At 64.8% G+C, this 16,892-nt stretch carries 18 protein-coding genes; 13 read left to right on the top strand and 5 right to left on the bottom strand.

Translation table 11 applies throughout. The annotated features are described in order from the left end of the window. Nucleotides 1–35: 35 nt before the first annotated feature. From argH to CK215_RS12605, 7 genes are all read left to right on the top strand, one after another. Nucleotides 36–1,436, top strand: a complete 1,401-nt coding sequence (gene argH, locus CK215_RS12635; protein ID WP_095831092.1) for an argininosuccinate lyase — start codon at nt 36–38, stop codon at nt 1,434–1,436. 72 nt (nt 1,437–1,508) lie between these two features. After that, nucleotides 1,509–1,715, top strand: a complete 207-nt coding sequence (locus CK215_RS12630) for a lipoprotein (protein ID WP_066990222.1) — start codon at nt 1,509–1,511, stop codon at nt 1,713–1,715. 52 nt (nt 1,716–1,767) lie between these two features. After that, nucleotides 1,768–3,036 carry a diaminopimelate decarboxylase gene (lysA, locus tag CK215_RS12625; protein ID WP_095782430.1) on the top strand — a complete coding sequence of 423 codons (1,269 nt, stop codon included), beginning with the start codon at nt 1,768–1,770 and terminating at the stop codon, nt 3,034–3,036. Between the two features lie 34 nt (nt 3,037–3,070). Then, nucleotides 3,071–4,012 (top strand): threonine/serine dehydratase, encoded by a 942-nt coding sequence (locus CK215_RS12620; protein WP_095831091.1) that lies wholly within the window; start codon nt 3,071–3,073, stop codon nt 4,010–4,012. A gap of 113 nt (nt 4,013–4,125) precedes the next feature. Continuing rightward, entirely contained in the window at nt 4,126–6,723 is a 2,598-nt protein-coding gene (locus CK215_RS12615; protein WP_095831090.1) for a TIGR02302 family protein, read from the top strand. A gap of 23 nt (nt 6,724–6,746) precedes the next feature. Continuing rightward, nucleotides 6,747–7,112: a glyoxalase superfamily protein gene (locus CK215_RS12610; RefSeq protein WP_095831089.1), complete on the top strand. Its 366-nt coding sequence runs from the start codon at nt 6,747–6,749 to the stop codon at nt 7,110–7,112. A gap of 87 nt (nt 7,113–7,199) precedes the next feature. Next, nucleotides 7,200–7,802: a 2-hydroxychromene-2-carboxylate isomerase gene (locus CK215_RS12605; RefSeq protein ID WP_095782433.1), complete on the top strand. Its 603-nt coding sequence runs from the start codon at nt 7,200–7,202 to the stop codon at nt 7,800–7,802. Nucleotides 7,803–7,819: 17 nt separating this feature from the next. On the opposite strand, the gene CK215_RS12600 is transcribed toward CK215_RS12605, so the two are convergent. Next, entirely contained in the window at nt 7,820–8,704 is an 885-nt protein-coding gene (locus CK215_RS12600) for a LysR substrate-binding domain-containing protein (protein WP_095782779.1), read from the bottom strand. A 189-nt stretch (nt 8,705–8,893) separates the two neighbouring features. Between CK215_RS12600 and CK215_RS12595 the strand changes: the two genes are divergently transcribed. Then, complete coding sequence (locus CK215_RS12595) at nt 8,894–9,844, top strand: DMT family transporter (protein ID WP_066990236.1); 951 nt, start codon at nt 8,894–8,896, stop codon at nt 9,842–9,844. Between the two features lie 4 nt (nt 9,845–9,848). Here CK215_RS12595 and CK215_RS12590 read toward each other — a convergent pair whose 3' ends face one another. The 3 genes from CK215_RS12590 to CK215_RS12580 form a co-directional block, all read right to left on the bottom strand. Next, nucleotides 9,849–10,220 carry a response regulator gene (locus CK215_RS12590; RefSeq protein WP_095831088.1) on the bottom strand — a complete coding sequence of 124 codons (372 nt, stop codon included), beginning with the start codon at nt 10,218–10,220 and terminating at the stop codon, nt 9,849–9,851. A gap of 75 nt (nt 10,221–10,295) precedes the next feature. Beyond that, a complete protein-coding gene (gene hpt / locus CK215_RS12585) occupies nt 10,296–10,838 on the bottom strand; it encodes a hypoxanthine phosphoribosyltransferase (protein WP_095782435.1) in 543 nt (180 codons plus the stop codon). Nucleotides 10,839–11,016: 178 nt separating this feature from the next. Further along, nucleotides 11,017–11,658 carry a hypothetical protein gene (locus tag CK215_RS12580; protein WP_095831087.1) on the bottom strand — a complete coding sequence of 214 codons (642 nt, stop codon included), beginning with the start codon at nt 11,656–11,658 and terminating at the stop codon, nt 11,017–11,019. 181 nt (nt 11,659–11,839) lie between these two features. Between CK215_RS12580 and ftsE the strand changes: the two genes are divergently transcribed. From ftsE to CK215_RS12565, 3 genes are all read left to right on the top strand, one after another. Continuing rightward, a complete protein-coding gene (ftsE, locus tag CK215_RS12575; protein WP_066990245.1) occupies nt 11,840–12,499 on the top strand; it encodes a cell division ATP-binding protein FtsE in 660 nt (219 codons plus the stop codon). Continuing rightward, nucleotides 12,492–13,481 carry an ABC transporter permease gene (locus tag CK215_RS12570; RefSeq protein ID WP_095779349.1) on the top strand — a complete coding sequence of 330 codons (990 nt, stop codon included), beginning with the start codon at nt 12,492–12,494 and terminating at the stop codon, nt 13,479–13,481. Before ftsE ends, CK215_RS12570 begins: the two co-directional genes overlap by 8 nt. Nucleotides 13,482–13,665: 184 nt before the next feature. Beyond that, the gene (locus CK215_RS12565; RefSeq protein ID WP_095831086.1) at nt 13,666–14,394 is read left to right on the top strand and encodes a YdcF family protein; all 729 of its coding nucleotides are present in this window, start codon (nt 13,666–13,668) and stop codon (nt 14,392–14,394) included. On the opposite strand, the gene CK215_RS12560 is transcribed toward CK215_RS12565, so the two are convergent. Beyond that, the gene (locus CK215_RS12560) at nt 14,391–15,011 is read right to left on the bottom strand and encodes a pyridoxamine 5'-phosphate oxidase family protein (protein WP_127325771.1); all 621 of its coding nucleotides are present in this window, start codon (nt 15,009–15,011) and stop codon (nt 14,391–14,393) included. The two genes, CK215_RS12565 and CK215_RS12560, sit on opposite strands and share 4 nt — an antisense overlap. Before the next feature lie 102 nt (nt 15,012–15,113). Between CK215_RS12560 and CK215_RS12555 the strand changes: the two genes are divergently transcribed. Together CK215_RS12555 and CK215_RS12550 are read left to right on the top strand one after the other, a co-directional pair. Beyond that, complete coding sequence (locus CK215_RS12555; protein ID WP_095831084.1) at nt 15,114–16,016, top strand: LysR family transcriptional regulator; 903 nt, start codon at nt 15,114–15,116, stop codon at nt 16,014–16,016. An 81-nt stretch (nt 16,017–16,097) separates the two neighbouring features. Continuing rightward, complete coding sequence (locus tag CK215_RS12550) at nt 16,098–16,892, top strand: 1-acyl-sn-glycerol-3-phosphate acyltransferase (RefSeq protein ID WP_066990260.1); 795 nt, start codon at nt 16,098–16,100, stop codon at nt 16,890–16,892.

Genomic DNA, 16,892 nt, shown 5'->3' with positions numbered 1-16,892 from the left:
TTCTTAAAAACTGCTCCGGAGCACGGGTTATAGCGATGAGCGACAAGAAGGCCAGCAACCAGATGTGGGGCGGACGTTTTGCCTCGGGTCCGGCCGCGATCATGGAAGCGATCAACGCATCGATCGCCTTCGACCGCAAACTCTACGCGCAGGACATCCGCGGCTCGATCGCCCACAGCGAGATGTTGGCTGAAACGGGCATTATTTCGGCGGCCGATCAAGAGAAAATCGCTCACGGCCTGAACACGATCCTGAAAGAGATCGAGGCTGGGAAATTTGAATTCTCGACCAAGCTCGAAGACATCCACATGAATGTCGAGGCGCGTCTGGCCGATCTGATCGGGCCGGCTGCCGGCCGCCTGCATACCGCCCGCTCGCGTAACGATCAGGTGGCGGTCGATCTGAGACTCTGGGTCAAGGAGGAATGCCAGCGCGTCGCCCAGGCGCTGAAGGACCTCATCGCCGCCTTTCTCGAGCGCGCCGAGGAGCACGCCGCGACGGTAATGCCCGGCTTCACTCATATGCAGGCCGCGCAGCCGGTGACCTTCGGTCATCATTGCATGGCCTATGTCGAGATGTTCGGCCGCGATCTCTCGCGTGTCCGCGACGCCATCGAGCGCATGGACGAAAGCCCGCTGGGCGCCGCCGCGCTGGCCGGCACGAGCTTTTCCATCGACCGCCATATGACGGCGAAGGCGCTCGGCTTCCGCGAGCCGATGCGCAATTCCCTCGACAGCGTGTCGGACCGCGACTTCGCGCTCGAATTCCTCTCGATCGCCGCGATCTGCGGCACGCATCTGTCGCGGCTGGCCGAAGAGATCATCATCTGGTCGACGCCGCAATTCGGCTTCATCCGGCTATCGGATTCCTTCTCCACCGGCTCCTCGATCATGCCGCAGAAGAAGAACCCCGACGCCGCCGAACTGGTGCGCGGCAAGACCGGCCGCATCAACGGCCATCTGGTCGGCTTGCTGACGGTGATGAAGGGCATGCCGCTGACCTACGGCAAGGATATGCAGGAGGACAAGGAATCGGTCTTCGACGCCGCCGAGACGCTCGACCTGATGCTGGCGGCGACCACCGGCATGGTGCGCGACATGACCGTGAACACGGCCGCCATGAAGAAGGCCGCCGGCGCCGGTCACGCCACCGCCACCGACCTCGCCGACTGGCTGGTGCGCAATCTCGGCCTGCCCTTCCGCGAGGCCCATCACGTCACCGGCCGCGCCGTCGCGCTCGCCGAGGAGAAGAAGGTCGGGCTGGAAAAGCTCTCGTTGGAGGACCTGCGCTCGATCCATCCCGGCATCACCGACGGCATCTTCTCCGTGCTTGCCGTGCAGAATTCGGTGAAGAGCCGGACCAGCTTCGGCGGCACCGCGCCGTCGGAGGTGAAGAAGCAGATCCGCTATTGGAAAAAGCGGCTCGCCAAGGCGTGATGCCGGGATGCAATGCGCCGAAAACTCGGCTAAAAGCGCGGCTGGACAAAACATTTTCGAACGGATGGATCGATGACCCGAGGCAGGATTTTGGTGACGCTCGCGCTGCTGGCGGCGGTTGTCACCGTCACGGCCTGCGGCAGGAGAGGCGGCCTCGATACGCCTTACGAGGCTGCCGTGCAGGCGCGCAAGGATGCGGAGCGAGCCAAACAGCCGCTGCCGCCCGAGCCTGAGAAACCGGTCAAGGACAAGAAGTTCATTCTCGACCCCTTGCTCTAGAGCCGAGGAGATCATCCGATCTCATCGCGCTCCAATTTTCGGACCTCTCCCCGTGAACCATTTCGACTACCGCGACGGCGTTCTCTACGCCGAGGATGTGGCAATCCCCGACATCGCCGCCAGCGTCGGCACGCCGTTTTACTGCTATTCGACCGCGACCCTGACCAGGCATTTCCGGGTCTTCAAGGAAGCTTTTGCCGGTCTCGACGCGCTGGTCTGCTACGCGATGAAGGCGAATTCCAACCAGGCCGTCCTGAAGACCCTGGCAAGACAAGGCGCCGGCGCCGACGTGGTGTCGGAAGGTGAACTGCGGCGCGCTTTGGCCGCCGGCATCCCCGCGAGCAAGATCCTGTTTTCCGGCGTCGGCAAGACCGCGCGGGAAATGGACTTCGCCCTCAATGCCGGCATCCTCTGCTTCAACGTCGAGTCCGAACCCGAACTCGAACTGCTGTCGGCGCGCGCCACAGCGCTCGGCAAGGTGGCACCCGTCTCGCTGCGCATCAACCCGGACGTCGACGCCAGGACCCACAAGAAGATCTCCACCGGCAAGGCCGAGAACAAGTTCGGCATCCCGTGGCAGCGGGCGCGCCAGGTCTATGCCCGCGCGGCGGAGCTGCCGGGCATCAAGGTCACCGGCATCGACACCCATATCGGCAGCCAGATCACCGAACTGCAGCCTTTCGACGACGCTTTCGCGCTGCTGGTGGAACTGGTCGGCGTGCTGCGCGCTGACGGACACGCCATCGAGCATGTCGATCTCGGCGGCGGCCTCGGCATTCCGTACCGCGTCGACAACAGCCCGCCGCCCTTGCCCGACGCCTATGCCGAGATCGTCAGGAAGCATGTCACCCGGCTCGGCCTGAAGGTGATGTTCGAGCCTGGCCGGCTGATCGTCGGCAATGCCGGCATCCTGGTCTCGGAAGTGATCTATGTGAAGGAAGGCGACGCCAAGAACTTCCTCGTCGTCGATGCCGCCATGAACGACCTGATCCGGCCGACGCTTTATGACGCCTTCCACGACATCAGACCGGTGGTGCAGCCGCCGGCTGCCACGCCGCGCATGAAGGTCGATATCGTCGGCCCCGTCTGCGAGACAGGCGATTTCCTCGGCCTCGACCGCGATCTCCCCAGGCTGAAGGCCGGCGACCTCATCGCCGTCTCCACGGCCGGCGCCTATGGCGCGGTGCAGGCCGGCACCTACAACACAAGGCTCCTGGTGCCCGAAGTGCTGGTCGACGGCGACCGTTTTCACGTCGTACGGCCGCGCCCGACCTATGAGGAGCTGATCGGGCTGGATTCATTGCCCGAGTGGCTGAAATAGAAGCACGAGGGTCCCGCGCTCAAAGGAGCAAGCCATGATGGAGACTGGAGCTATCCCGCGGGATCGCATCGCCGCGGTGGAACCGCACATCCGCCCGTTCGTCCGCCACACGCCGGTAATGCGCGTCGACATGGCTGACTTCGGCCGGCCGGCCTTTCCGGTCGATCTGAAGCTCGAATGTCTGCAGCATTCCGGTTCGTTCAAGGCGCGCGGCGCCTTCACCAACCTGCTCGAGCGGCAGGTGCCCGCAGCGGGTGTGGTCGCCGCCTCCGGCGGCAATCATGGCGCCGCCGTCGCCTATGCCGCCATGAAGCTCGGGCACAAGGCCACCATCTTCGTGCCCGAGGTCAGCCCGCCGGCAAAGCTCGAGCGCATCCGCAGCTACGGCGCCGAGCTGGTGGTCGGCGGTGCGCGCTATGCCGAGGCGCTGGCCGCCAGCGAGGATTTTGCCGAACGAACCGGCGCCCTGCAGATCCACGCCTTCAACCAGGAAGAGACGCTCATCGGCCAAGGCACTCTCGGGCTCGAGGTCGAAGCCGATCTGCCGGAGATCGAGACGCTGCTTGTCGCGGTCGGCGGCGGCGGCCTGATCGGCGGCATCGCCGCCTGGTTCGCTGGCCGCATCCGCATCATCGCCATCGAGCCCGAGGGCGCGCCGACGCTTCACCGCGCCTTCGAGGCCGGCAAGCCGGTCGATGCACCGGCCGAGGGCATCGCCGCCGATTCGCTGGCGCCGAAGCGCGTCGGCGAAATGATGTTCCCGATCGCGAAAGCTTTCGTCGAGCGCTCGATCCTGGTCAGCGACGACGACATCGTGGCGGCGCAGAAAGCGCTCTGGGAGCGCGCGCGAATCATCGCCGAGCCGGGCGGGGCCGCTGCCTTTGCCGCGATGCTTTCCGGCCGCTACGCGCCGGCTCCCGGCGAGCGCGTGGCCGTCCTGGTCTGTGGTTCCAATACGAATCCCGCGAATTTCTGATCGTAAAGGCGGCGAACCCGTCACAGATTTTGGAACCCGCCTCGCCTTCGCCGTGTTTGGTGTTATCCTCTGCTCATGAGGTCCGGGCGATCCTGCCCGGGCAGGAAGGGCCGATGACGGAACGACCCATTTCCAGCGGCGAACGCGGTCTAGCCGGGCGCCTTGCCTTGAGCCGGCTGGCGACGCGGGCCTCGATGATCTTCGAGCGCGGCTGGCCGTTGCTGTTGCCGCTGGCGGTGGTCGCCGGCCTGTTCCTCAGTGTCTCGTGGCTGGGCTTGTTCCAGCGCCTGCCGGATCTGGCGCGGATCGGCCTCCTGATCCTCTTCTCCATCTCGGCGCTCGCCGCGCTCTTTGCGCTGCGCTTCTTCCGCATTCCTTCCGCCGTCGAGGTCGACCGGCGCATCGAGGCAGCGAACGAGCTGCTGCACAGCCCCGTGCAGGTGCAGACCGACCGGCCGAGCGGCGCGGACAGCCTCTTCTCGCAGGCGCTGTGGCGCGAGCACCAGAAGCGCATGGCCGAGCGGCTCTCCGGCCTGGGCGCCGACCGGCCGCGCACAAGCGTGCCGGATTATGACCGCTGGGGCCTGCGGGCTGTGGTGGGGCTGCTGTTCGTCACCGCTTTTGCCTTCTCGTTCGGACCTTTCGGCGGCAGGATCAGCGACGGCTTCGTCGCCAGCGCCGCGCGCGATAGTGTGCCGCCGCGCATCGATGCCTGGGTGACGCCGCCGTCCTATACCGGGAAGCCGCCGCTGTTCTTGACCGCCGACGTGAACCAGGCCGCGCAGGTCTTCAGCGTCCCAGAGGGCAGCGACGTCTCGCTGCGCGTCACCGGCGGAACCGGCGAAGAGACGCTGAGCTATGCCGACGCGAACGGCAACGATCGCGCCATCGAGCCGGCTGCGCCGAAGGGCGCCGCGCCAGCCGCGGCGCAGCCGGGGTCCCCAGCCGGGCTCAAAGTGCGCCAGTTCTCCGGCAAGCTGAACACCAACGGCACGCTGCGGCTCAAGTCCGGCGAGGACGACCTCAGCCACTGGGCCTTCGCCATCATCCCGGACAAACCACCGACGATCCGTTTCGTCGGCGAGCCCAAGCGTGCCGTCAATGGCGCTATCGAGCTCAACTACCAGATCGACGACGACTATGGCGCGGCCTCCGCCAAGGCCGTCTTCGAGCTGTCTGGGCCGCCGCCGGCCAATGCGCATCCGCTCTATGGCCCGCCCGACATGCCGCTGACGCTGCCGCGCCGCGGCGGCAAGGCGAACGCGGCCAAGACGACCAAGGATCTGACCGAGCATGTCTGGGCCGGCAGCACCATCAAGCTGACGCTCACCGCCACCGACGATGCCGGCCATACCGCCACCAGTGAGACCAAGACGCTGGTGATGCCGGAGCGGCCCTTCTCCAATCCGCTGGCCCGCGCTGTGATCGAGCAGCGCCGCCTGTTGGCGCTCGACGCCAACGCCAAGCCGCGCGTGCTCGACCTGATGGACGCGATCACCCTGCGCCCCGAGGATACCTTCGACAACATGTCGCATTACCTTGCGATCATGAGCGCGAGGAGCCGGCTGAAGCTTGCCGAGAACGACGACCAGCTACGCAACGAGGTGGCTTATCTGTGGGAGATCGCGCTCGGCATCGAGGAAGGCAATCTGTCGGCCGCCGAGCGTCGGCTGCGCCAGGCGCAGCAGGCGCTACAGGACGCCATCAAAAACGGCGCCAGCGACGAAGAGCTCGAAAAGGCGATGAAGGAACTTCGCGAGGCGATGAACCAGTTCCTGCAGGAATTCGCCCAGCGCGCCCAGCAGAACCCGAACGCGCCGCAGATGCAGCAGAACGGTCGGGAACTGCGCCAGAGCGACATCAACCGGATGATGGACGAGATCGAGAATCTCGCCAAATCCGGCGACCGAGACCGGGCCCAGCAGTTGTTGTCGGAACTGCAGGACATGATGAACAACCTGCAGGCCGGGCGCCAGCAGCAGGCCGGCGAGCAGGACAGCGAGATGCGCCAGCAGATGGACAAGCTGGGCGAGATCATGCGGCGCCAGCAGGAGATGATGAACGATACCTTCCGCCTCGACCAGATGCAGCGCGGCGATCGGCAGCGCGGTGCAAATCGCGACGAGCAGCTGGGCGAGGATGGCGAGCAGTCGCAGGATGGGCAGAAGCCCGGTGACGACCGCGACCCGCTTGGCCGGCCGAAACAGATGACGCCGCAGGAATTCGCGGATGCGCTGAAGCAGCTGCAGGAGGGTCAGGGCCGGCTGCAGAGCGAGCTCGACAAGCTGAAGAAGGGCCTCGAAGGCATGGGCATGCAGCCCAATGAAGGCTTCGGCGAGGCCGGCAAATCCATGGGAGATGCCGAGCAGGCGCTGGGCGAAGGCGAAGGGGACCAGGCGGTCGGCCACCAGGGCCGCGCGCTGGAGGCGCTGCGCCGCGGCGCCAAGGAGATGATGAAGCAGATGCAGGCCATGCAGGGCGACCAGGGCGGCAGCGAACAGGGCGGACGTCAGCAGGACGCTGACCGCGACCCACTCGGCCGGCCGCGCGCCACAAAGGGCCCTGACGACGGCAACTCCGTCAAGGTGCCCGACGAGATCGACGTGCAGCGCGCCCGCCAGATCCTCGAAGCGATCCGCAAGCGCCTCGGCAACGCGCTCAGCCCGGACATCGAGCGCAGCTACCTCGAACGGCTGCTCGAACTGAAATAGCGCCCACACCCGTCACCATCGCCATGCCGAAGCTTGGAACCGTCACCCCGATCCTGCGCATGTTCGATATCGCCAAGGCGCGAGAGTTCTATCTCGAGTTCCACGGTTTCGAGGTCCGCTTCGAGCATCGCTTCGACGACAACGCGCCGCTCTATATGGGCATCGCCCGCGACGGCTGCGAGCTGCATTTGAGCGAGCATCATGGCGACGGCTCGCCCGGTGCCAATATACGCATCGAAGCGACCGGCATCATTGAGCTGCATCGCGAGTTCAAGGCCAAGAACTACCGCTTCAACAGGCCGGGCCTTGAGACTACGCCTTGGCAGACGAAGGAGGTCACGGTGATCGATCCGTTCGGCAATCGCCTGACCTTTTTCGAAAGAGACTGAGGTAGCGGGCAGCCGCAGGTCTCTCTCGCCACACGCATTGCAGGCCGCGCTGCCTGCCGGTATCGTCATCGTCAAGGGAGACTGGCGATGATCGACTTCTGGTTCTCCATCGGCAGCACCTACACCTATCTTTCGGTGATGCGTCTCGCCGAGGTTGCGGCTGAGACCGGCATCGAGTTCCGCTGGCGACCCTTCAATGTGCGCGCCATCATGATCGAGATGGACAACATTCCCTTTGCCAAGAAGCCGGCGAAGGCGGCTTATATGTGGCGCGACATCGAGCGCCGAGCGGCGATGTACAGGATGGTGCCGAAACTGCCGGCCCCCTACCCGCTGGCCGAGCTCGAACGCGCCAATCGCGTGGCTCTCATCGCGGCGCACGAGGGCTGGTGCGAAGCCTATGCCCGGGAAAGCTACCGGCGCTGGTTCGAAATGGGTGAGCCGGCGGGTAGCGAGCCAAACATTTCGGCGAGCATCGAGAAAGCCGGACAGAAAGCGGAGCCGGTTCTTCGGCGGGCCGACAGCGATGACGCCAAGGCCGAGCTCGCGGCCGCGACGGAGCAGGCCAAGGCGCTCGGCATCTTCGGCTCGCCGAGCTTCGTCGTCGACGGCGAGCTGTTCTGGGGCGACGATCGCCTTGAGGATGCCATGCGCTGGCTCAAGCAGATGGAGAGCGGACCGCCGGATTGAGCGGACCGTTTCGTAAGTCAAAGACTGACTGTTGCCTGTGCCTGCCTGGTCAACATGAAAGCCTCGCGGATCGCGTTTTCCATCCCGTCGATCGCTTCGCCCGTCGCCAGCGGATTGCGGTGCAGCACCACATTCGAGGAATCGATGTCGCCGAAGCCGTCGGCGGCGGTCAGCTCGCGGCAATCGGGCGGGATGTTGCTGCGCGAGATCGGTGCGATCGCCAGGCCAGAAGTGACCGCCAGCGTCAGGCCGCCATTGGTGTCGCTGGTGTAGGCGACGCGGTAGTCGAGGCCGCGCTGCTGCAGCGACTTGATCGCGAAGTCCCGGCACCAGCCATTGCGGCTGTAAAGCGCGATCGGCACCGGCCGTTCCTCATGCATGTGATGCAGCGTTGACGTCACCCATACCGTGGGATCGTGCATCAGCACATCGCCGCCGGAAAAACCTTCCCACTCGAACACCACCGCAAGGTCGAGTTCGCCGGCCGCAAGCGCCCTCACCTGCGAGTCGGAATGCGCGTAACGCACCGTGACCTCCACGCGCGGGTGGCGTTTGGCGAATTCGCCAAGTGCCCGCGACAAGATCGACCGTCCGTATTCGGCAGGAATGCCGATGCGCACCAGCCCGCCGAGCGGCGGCGCGACCAGCGATGCCGCCGTCTCGTCGAGCAGCGAGACGATGCGGCGGGCGTTGGCGATCAGCTCGCCGCCGCGACGTGTCAGCGCCACCCCGCGAGAGCCGCGTTCGAACAGGCTGTCGCCCACCATGTCTTCCAGCTTCTTCATCTGCATGGACACCGCCGACTGGGTGCGTCCGGCCTTTTCGGCCGCCTTGGTGAAATTGCCGGTCTCGGCCACCGCCACGAAGGTGCGCAGGAGGTCGCTGTCGAGGGTGGGCTTCATCGATGCCGCCATAAGAAATTTTGATTGCTGGTATCATTCCAATTCGTTTGCAACATGTCAAACGCCGCAGGATAGTTGCTCTACCCATTGGATATGCGGCCGTGAGATTCGGCCGCGGACCAATTCGAAGAGTCCTCACTCGTGCCCGCTGCCCGAAACGGTGGCGGGCTCTTTTTCACTGGAACGAACATGCAGAACCGGATGGTGCTTGGCATTTTGAGCCTCTGCCTCGGCGTTCTCGTCTTTTCGTTGCAGGACCCGCTGGTGAAGGCGGTTTCGGGCAGCTATCCGGTGACGGAAGTGATGGCGATCCGCGCCCTCGTGGCGCTGCCGATCCTGGTCGTTATCGTCCAGGCCGATGTCGGCCTGACAGCCTTGCTGTCGAAACGAGCGGGCATGCTGACGCTGCGCGGCTTCATCCAATTCAGCTCCTACACCGTCTACTATCTGGCGATTGCCGCCCTCTCGCTGGCCGACGCGATAGCGCTCTATTTCATGGCGCCGCTCTTCATCATGTTGCTTGCCGGGCCTTATCTCGGCGAGCACGTCTCCGGGCGGACGCTGACGACGGTGCTGATCGGCCTCGTGGGCGTGGTCGTGATGTTGCGTCCGGGCGCCGGATTATTCGACTGGGCGGCACTGCTGTCGCTCGGCTCGGCATTCCTCTACGGGTTCTCGCAGCTGATGGCGCGCCGGATCGGCGAGACCGAATCCTCGACGGTCATGGCCTTCTACCAGAACGGCGCCTATCTCACCGGCGCTGTGGCGGTGGCCGCGGTGTTTCATCTTGCCGGCATCACCCATGCGGGCCACCCGAGCCTCGACTTCCTGGTGCGGCCCTGGGTCTGGCCGGCGCTGCCGGACTTCCTGAAGATGGCGGCCTGCGGCTTCGTTGCCTCCGCCGGCATGATCTTGCTGTCGCAGGCCTACCGGATGGCGCCCGCCAACCGGGTCGCAACCTTCGAATACACGGGCATCCTCTGGTCGCCGCTGTGGGGCTTCCTGTTCTTCGCCGAGGTCCCGCGGTCAACGACGGTGCTGGGCGCGGCGCTGATCATCGGCGCCGGTCTGGTTGCACTCAACGGTGAGCGCCGACGCGGCGCAGCACCTGCAATCGCAGCGACCGGCGATGCCGTCTAAACGATCAAGCGAAGCAGCTTAATGCCCGTCCGACGCGGGCGCGTATTTCGGCAAGCGTGAACGGCTTCTGCACGACGTCGAGGATGATGCCGTTCAATTCCTCGGCCCGCTCGCGCTGGTCGGCATAGCCGGTCATCAGCATGATCTTCATGGCCGGAAACTGTTTTGCCGCCGCGGTCGCCATCTCGATGCCGTCCATCTCCGGCATGCGGATATCCGACACCACGAGATCGTAGCTGCCGCGCTGCTGGCGGATCAGGGTGAGCCCCTGCACGCCATCGGCGGCGATGGTGACACTGTGCCCATCACGTTCCAGCGCGCGGGCAGCGAGGGTGCGGACGGATTCATCGTCCTCGACGATCAAAAGCTTTGCCATGCCGAGATAGATGCCGCCGAAACGTTGACGTTTTCTGAAAATTTGAAACGTCCATGCGGCCTTTTCGGCGCGACCTTACTTGTCCTCTTTCACGACCCCGACAAACGGCAATTCCCGGAAAGCATGCGCGACGTCCATGCCGTAGCCGACGACGAAATAATCGGGGCAGTCGAAGCCGACATAATCGGCGTTGAGCGTGGTCTGGCGGCGCATGCGCTTGTCGAGCAGCACCGCGATGGCGCAGCTCCTGGCGCCGCGCGACAGCATCAGGTCGCGGGTGAAGGAAAGCGTCTTGCCGGATTCGAGGATGTCGTCGATCAAAAGAACGTCGCGGCCGGCGACCTCGTTGTCGATGTCGCGCAGCACCTTGACCTCGCCGCTTGTGGTGCCGGCTCCGTAGCTGGAGATGAAGATGAATTCGACCTCGGGCGACAGGCCGACATCGTGCATGGCGCGGATAAGATCGGCGGCAAAGACGAACGAGCCTTTCAGGATCGATATCACAAGCAGGTCGTGATAGTCGCGCCCGGCGATTTCCTTGGCGAGCTCGAGATTGCGCCGGGCGATCGCCGACGCCGAAAACAGGACCTCGATGTCCTTGCCGCGTACAACTGGCATAGCTTTTTCCTTCAGAATCGCCTGCAACGCCGGATGGGCTAGGTTCATCAATATTCAGGTCAGGCCGAGCCCAAAATAGCGGGTTCCGAGAACCGGTGCAGAGCGTACTCAAGCACGTGAGCACCCAAGCGCAGGAAACCACTATTTGCAGGCCGGCATCACCCGAATATCGATGCACCTACCCGGCGAAGGTGACCGATACGGCCTTCACGCCGTTTCTAGGGACATCGAGCCGGCTGGAAAAGCCGAATCTTTCGCCGGGCGCCAGCGAGCGGTTGGATGTCCCCAGCCTGTAGCGGATGACATTGCTGGCATTGTCGGTGACGCGGATCTCGAGCGGCGGCAGCGACTCCGCCCGTGCGCCGTCATTGGCGGCCTCGCCGTCGATGAACAGGATGGGCTTCAGCCCCGAGGCATCGATTCGCGACGTCACACCGGAAATGCTGAGCGCGCTTGCCGGCTGCGCAGCCGCCCAGAAGGGGCTCTGACGCACCAGGGCATGTCCGCCCGACACCCAGAAAGCGACGAGGGCGGCGCCCACTCCGGCGGCCCAGAAGATCGGACCGCCACGCGAGGCCGGCCGCGCCGGCGTAGCCTCCGGTTTGCGCAGCATGCCCATACCAGCGATGGATGGCGTCGAGGGCGCTTGCGGCGGCAAAGGCGCCGCGGTCGGTTCCGAACGGGCGGCGAATCGCGGCAGCACCACATAGTCGGCATCGACGATATCGCTGTCGAGGATGACGCGCTCCGGCGCGGCCTTTGTCGCCGTGCCGGTCATGATTTCGCCGGAAACAGAGCGCGCGGTTCTATCCTCAGCCATTCCGGCCCCAGTGCAATCTTCGTTGCTTTTGGGTAAACGCAAATGGTTAACGCTTCGCCACCGGACCGGCTGTGAAACGTCGAAAGCGCGCAGAAATTAACCAACGATTAACCATGCCGGCCGATGGTCTTGGCAGAGAACAGGCTGGCGCGATGCCGCCTAAGGTTTCAGGTCGCCGAACGTGATCCGCTTCGAAAATGTCGGCCTCCGCTATGGCATGGGTCCGGAGATCCTCCGCGACATTTCCCTGCACATTCCGGAGCGCTCCTTTCAGTTCCTGAGCGGCCCCTCGGGCGCCGGCAAGACCACCTTGCTGCGCCTGCTTTTCATGTCGCTGAAGCCGACGCGCGGCCTGATCACCATTTTCGGCAAGGATCGTTCGCGCATCTCGCGCGGCGAGTTGCCGCTGCTCAGGCGCCGCATCGGAGTGGTGTTCCAGGATTTCCGCCTGCTCGACCACATGACCACTTATGAGAACGTGGCGCTGCCGTTGCGCGTGCGCGGGCGCGAGGAGGCGAGCTATCGCACCGACGTCACCGAGCTCCTGAAATGGGTTGGCCTCGGGGAGCGCATGCATGTGCTGCCGCCGGTGCTGTCGGGCGGCGAGAAGCAGCGTGCTGCGATCGCGCGCGCGCTGATCGAGCAGCCGGAGATCCTGCTTGCCGACGAGCCGACCGGCAACGTCGATCCGCCGCTGGCGCGCCGGCTGCTGAGGCTCTTCATCGAGCTCAACCGGCTCGGCACCGCCGTGGTGATCGCAACCCACGACCTCGGCCTGATGGAGCAGGTCGATGCCCGGCGCATGATTCTCGCCGGCGGAAGGCTGGACGTTTATGACTGAACTTCCGGCCGATCACCTGCACGAGGAAGCCGCCGAGACGCCGGCTGCCGTTCGGCGCGTTCAGCGCAAGATGGCGCCGATCGTGCCGGCGCACAACATCGCCGGCCGGGCGCTGGTGCTGGTCATCGCCATCATGACCTTCCTGTCCTGCCTGACCTTCGGCGCCGTGACGCTGGTGCGCGACACCGCCTCGGTGTGGGAGAACCAGATCTCGCGCGAGGCGACGATCCAGATCAAGCCCGTTGAGGGTCTCGACATGGAAGCAGCCCTCGCGCAGGCCTCTGAGATCGCCAGCGAGTTCCCGGGTGTGAAGGGTACGAGGATCGTCGACCGCGATGCGACGGCGCGCCTTTTGGAGCCGTGGCTGGGCACCGGCCTCAACATCGATGAACTGCCGGTGCCGCGCCTCATTGTCGTGACCATCGACGAAGCCAATCCGCCCGACTTCGCGGCCATGCGCGCCGCGATCACGCCCAAGCTGCCGAGCGCCGCGCTCGACGACCATCGCACCTGGGTCGACCGGCTGGTCGCCATGGCGCATACGACGGTGACGATCGGCTTTGCCGTTTTGGCGCTGATATTGTCGGCGACGGTGCTGACGGTGGTGTTCGCCACGCGCGGCGCCATGGCCGGCAACGGCCACATCATCGAGGTCCTGCATTTTGTCGGCGCCGAGGCCCGCTTCATCGCGCGCGAATTCCGTTGGCATTTCCTGGTCACCGGCATGAAGGGCGCCGCCGCCGGAGGTGCCGCCGCTATCTTGGTCTTCATCGTCTTTTCCTGGTGGTCGTCGCGCAACATGGCGACGCCTGAGGCCGACCAGGCGACCGCGCTGTTCGGCAATTTCGCGATCGGCTCGACCGGCTATCTCGGCGTCGCCCTGATGGTGCTGGTGATCGGCGCGCTGACCGCGGCGACCTCACATGCCACGGTCGTCGCCTATCTCAGTGAGATCGACATCCGGCAGCCGGAGGCAAGCTGATCATGACGCGAAACCAAGTGTGGCGCGAATGCAAGAGTTGGCAAGTTGGGTTTCCAATGCGACCCGGACCCTACAAGTGCATGATCACGCAAGGGAAACTGCCGTAACGCAATGTGCGCCGTGCTATCTATGAAAGGCGACGTTTCAGAGTTAACCATTGGATGTTTTCAGGATTAACCTGGGGATGATGGACGCGCGGGACTCGATCGGAACGGCTGGACGGATGCCAGCGGCGCTTACGCGCGGTGCTGCGTCTGCAAGAACCGGTCGTCTCAGATTTGCGCTTCGTCTCTGCGGTTTCTTCGTGCTTGCCCTGCTGGCGCTTTTCGCCGGCGGCTTCGGCTGGTTTGCCGACAAGGTCAGCAACATGACGACGCCGGTCAATCCGGCCAGGGCCGACGCAATCATCGTGCTCACCGGGGGCCAGTCGCGACTCGACGCCGCCATGGATCTGCTGGCATCAGGCAAGGGCGAGCGGCTCTTGATCAGCGGTGTTCACCCCACCGCCAGCCGCCGCCAATTGCAAGCGGCAATGGGCGGCGACAAGCAGTTGTTCTCCTGCTGCGTCGACATCGACCGCGCCGCGCTCGACACGATCGGCAATGCCGAGGAGAGCGCCAAATGGGTGGAAAGCCACGCCTATGGCAGCATCATCGTCGTCACCAACAACTACCACATGCCGCGCAGCCTGCTCGAGATGGGCCGGCTGCTGCATGGCGCGCGGCTTGAGCCCTATCCGGTGGTCAACAACAAGCTCGGCAATGGCAGCTGGCTGACCAAGCCGGAAGCGCTGCGCGTGCTGCTCACCGAATACAGCAAATATTTGCTGGCGCTGGCGCGCGGCATCGTCCCGCTTCGGCCGACCACCGAGGGCGTCACGCTCGCCGAAGCCTCTACGGTGAGCAAGAACTAAGCTTCGCCAGACGCGCTGTTGCGCAGGCGTGCGATCTCCTGCTCCAGACCGGCAATGCGTCTATCCCGCTCGGCAAGCGCCGCAGCCACATCCGCCGCCTCGAAGCGCTGCGGAATGTGCTGCGGGCAATTTGCATCCCAGGCCGTGACGCTGAACAGGATCGCCTGCTCCGGCCGCGCCTTGTAGTTGGCCGGCATCAGCCTCGCCGTCAGCTCCGCATCGTCCTCGACGACGCGCGCTGTGCCCCAGATCTTGATGCGCTGCCGAAGCATGTAGTCGATCAGGAACAGGAAGGCCTGGGCATTGTCCGCAAGATTGCCCTGGGTGATGAACTGCCGGTTCCCCGAGAAATCGGCAAAGCCGATCGTATGCCCGTCCAGCACCTTCAGGAAGCCGGCTGGCCCGCCGCGATGCTGAACATAGGGTTGACCTCCGCCATTGGCTGTCGCCAGGAACACGCTGGTCTGCGCCTCGATGAAGGCAGCGAGGTCGGGCGTGATCGTCGCCCGCCAGCCGCCGCGCTCCTCGACCCGCGCATAAGATGCGCGCGAGCCCTTGCGGGACTGGATGGCCTTGACCGTAGGGGTAAAGGCGACGTCGCTGGTGAAGGCGTCCACGGCGGCGGTCCTCTGCCAAAGTGGAACGACATGTAGCCCCTTCCGAAATCCGGAGGTAGAAGGCATAGTTGCAATCCATCCTTCCACATTTCGGAAGAATAGATGGACCGCCTCGACGCCATGTCCTTGTTCGTAGCCACGGTGGAGGCCGGCAGCCTTTCCGCCGTCGCGCGACACGCCGGCGTACCGCTCGCCACCGTCAGCCGCAAGCTCTCCGAACTGGAGAGGCACCTCAACACGCGTCTGCTCAACCGCTCGACGCGGCGCCTCACCTTGACGGACGCTGGTCGTTCCTATCTCGCCGCCTGCCGCCGTATCCTCGATGAGGTGGGCGAAGCCGAACGAGCCGCCGCTGGCGAATATTTGAGCCCGACCGGCGAGCTGGTGATCACTGCGCCGGTCGTCTTCGGCCGCCTGCATGTGCTGCCGGTCGTCACAGATTTTCTGGCCGCCTATCCCGAGGTCGACATCCGCCTGACGCTGTCCGATCGGATCACGCAACTGATCGAGGAGCATATCGATCTTGCCGTGCGCATCGGCGAGCTGCCGGATTCGGCCATGGTCGCAGCGCGCGTCGGCCAGATCCGCCGCATCGTCTGCGCCAGCCCGGCATATCTTGCGAAGCATGGCACGCCGTTCGAACCGCGCGACCTTTCAGGCCACAACTGCATCACCTTCGAAGGGCTTGCCTCTCCCGCGACGTGGAGCTTCGGCACCGGCAAGAGCGAAACCGTGGTTCCGGTCCGCTCGCGGCTGCAGCTCAACACCGCCGAGGCAGCAATCGATGCGGCGATCGCCGGCCTCGGCCTGACGAGGGTGCTCTCCTATCAGGCGGACGCCGCGGTGCGCGCCGGCGCGCTTCATGTCGTGCTCGAGCCGTTCGAGCCGCCGCCATGGCCGGTCAATCTCCTGCATGCCGGTCAGGGCCTGCTGCCGGTGAAGCTGCGCGCCTTCCTCGATTTCGCGGCGCCCCGCCTGAAGGAGCGGCTGGCGCGCTCGCTGTGATGCGCCCCACCGTCGCGCCGTTTCCTTTTTGCCCGCGCTTGGTGTAACCAACGCTCACTTCCACACCGGGCCCTTTCCCGCATGCTCATTATCCGCTCGCTGGCGTTCAACCTAGCCTTCTATCTCAGCCTGGTCGTTCAGATGATCTTCTGGACGCCCTTCTATTTCCTGTCGCCCCGCCACCGCGCCTGGTTCGTGCCGAAATTCTGGTCGCGCACCTCGATGTGGCTTTACGACAAGATCGCCGGCACCAGGAGCGAAATCACGGGCGCCGAGAACCTGCCTGAGGGGTCCTTCATCCTGGCGCCGAAGCATCAGTCCTTCTGGGACGCGATCGCCTTTTTTCCTTATCTCGACGACGCCTTGTATATCCTGAAGCGGGAACTGACCTGGATCCCCTTCTTCGGCTGGTACATCATGAAGATGCGCATGATCCCGGTCGACCGCGGCAGCCGCTCCAAGGCGCTGAAAGCGGTCGTTGCCGCGACAAGGCAGGAGATGGCGCGCAACCCGCGTCAGCTTATCATCTACCCGGAAGGCACTCGTCGCCCACCGGGCGCCGAGCCGTCCTACAAATACGGCATCGTCGAGCTCTATACCCAGCTGGGCGTTCCCGTGGTGCCGGTCGCCCATGTCGCCGGCCTCTACTGGCCGCGCCGCAAGTTCATGCGTTATCCGGGCACCATAAAGGCCCGTTTCCTGCCGCCGATTCCTCCGGGGCTCGACAAGGAGGAGTTCATGCAGCGGCTGATCGGCGAGACCGAGACCGCCTGCGACGAGCTGCTGGTCGAGGCCTCGCGCGCGCCGAACCCCCCGCCGATGCCGCCGACGGCGGTGAAGCGGCTGGCAGAGCTCGGCGCTGCGCCGAAGGCCTGA

This window comes from Mesorhizobium sp. WSM3864, from assembly GCF_002294955.1.
GTDB lineage: Bacteria > Pseudomonadota > Alphaproteobacteria > Rhizobiales > Rhizobiaceae > Mesorhizobium.
This window is presented reverse-complemented; position numbering and strand designations above follow the sequence as displayed.

What these genes read in the sequence shown, in the direction of transcription:
- CK215_RS12590 (WP_095831088.1), bottom strand. Translation starts at nt 10,220, where the DNA reads ATGGCAAAGCTTTTGATCGTCGAGGACGATGAATCCGTCCGCACCCTC.
- CK215_RS12620 (WP_095831091.1), top strand. Translation starts at nt 3,071, where the DNA reads ATGATGGAGACTGGAGCTATCCCGCGGGATCGCATCGCCGCGGTGGAA.
- CK215_RS12605 (WP_095782433.1), top strand. Translation starts at nt 7,200, where the DNA reads ATGATCGACTTCTGGTTCTCCATCGGCAGCACCTACACCTATCTTTCG.
- CK215_RS12600 (WP_095782779.1), bottom strand. Translation starts at nt 8,704, where the DNA reads ATGAAGCCCACCCTCGACAGCGACCTCCTGCGCACCTTCGTGGCGGTG.
- CK215_RS12565 (WP_095831086.1), top strand. Translation starts at nt 13,666, where the DNA reads ATGATGGACGCGCGGGACTCGATCGGAACGGCTGGACGGATGCCAGCG.
- CK215_RS12615 (WP_095831090.1), top strand. Translation starts at nt 4,126, where the DNA reads ATGACGGAACGACCCATTTCCAGCGGCGAACGCGGTCTAGCCGGGCGC.
- argH (WP_095831092.1), top strand. Translation starts at nt 36, where the DNA reads ATGAGCGACAAGAAGGCCAGCAACCAGATGTGGGGCGGACGTTTTGCC.
- CK215_RS12595 (WP_066990236.1), top strand. Translation starts at nt 8,894, where the DNA reads ATGCAGAACCGGATGGTGCTTGGCATTTTGAGCCTCTGCCTCGGCGTT.
- CK215_RS12580 (WP_095831087.1), bottom strand. Translation starts at nt 11,658, where the DNA reads ATGGCTGAGGATAGAACCGCGCGCTCTGTTTCCGGCGAAATCATGACC.
- CK215_RS12610 (WP_095831089.1), top strand. Translation starts at nt 6,747, where the DNA reads ATGCCGAAGCTTGGAACCGTCACCCCGATCCTGCGCATGTTCGATATC.
- hpt (WP_095782435.1), bottom strand. Translation starts at nt 10,838, where the DNA reads ATGCCAGTTGTACGCGGCAAGGACATCGAGGTCCTGTTTTCGGCGTCG.
- CK215_RS12570 (WP_095779349.1), top strand. Translation starts at nt 12,492, where the DNA reads ATGACTGAACTTCCGGCCGATCACCTGCACGAGGAAGCCGCCGAGACG.
- CK215_RS12555 (WP_095831084.1), top strand. Translation starts at nt 15,114, where the DNA reads ATGGACCGCCTCGACGCCATGTCCTTGTTCGTAGCCACGGTGGAGGCC.
- CK215_RS12550 (WP_066990260.1), top strand. Translation starts at nt 16,098, where the DNA reads ATGCTCATTATCCGCTCGCTGGCGTTCAACCTAGCCTTCTATCTCAGC.
- CK215_RS12630 (WP_066990222.1), top strand. Translation starts at nt 1,509, where the DNA reads ATGACCCGAGGCAGGATTTTGGTGACGCTCGCGCTGCTGGCGGCGGTT.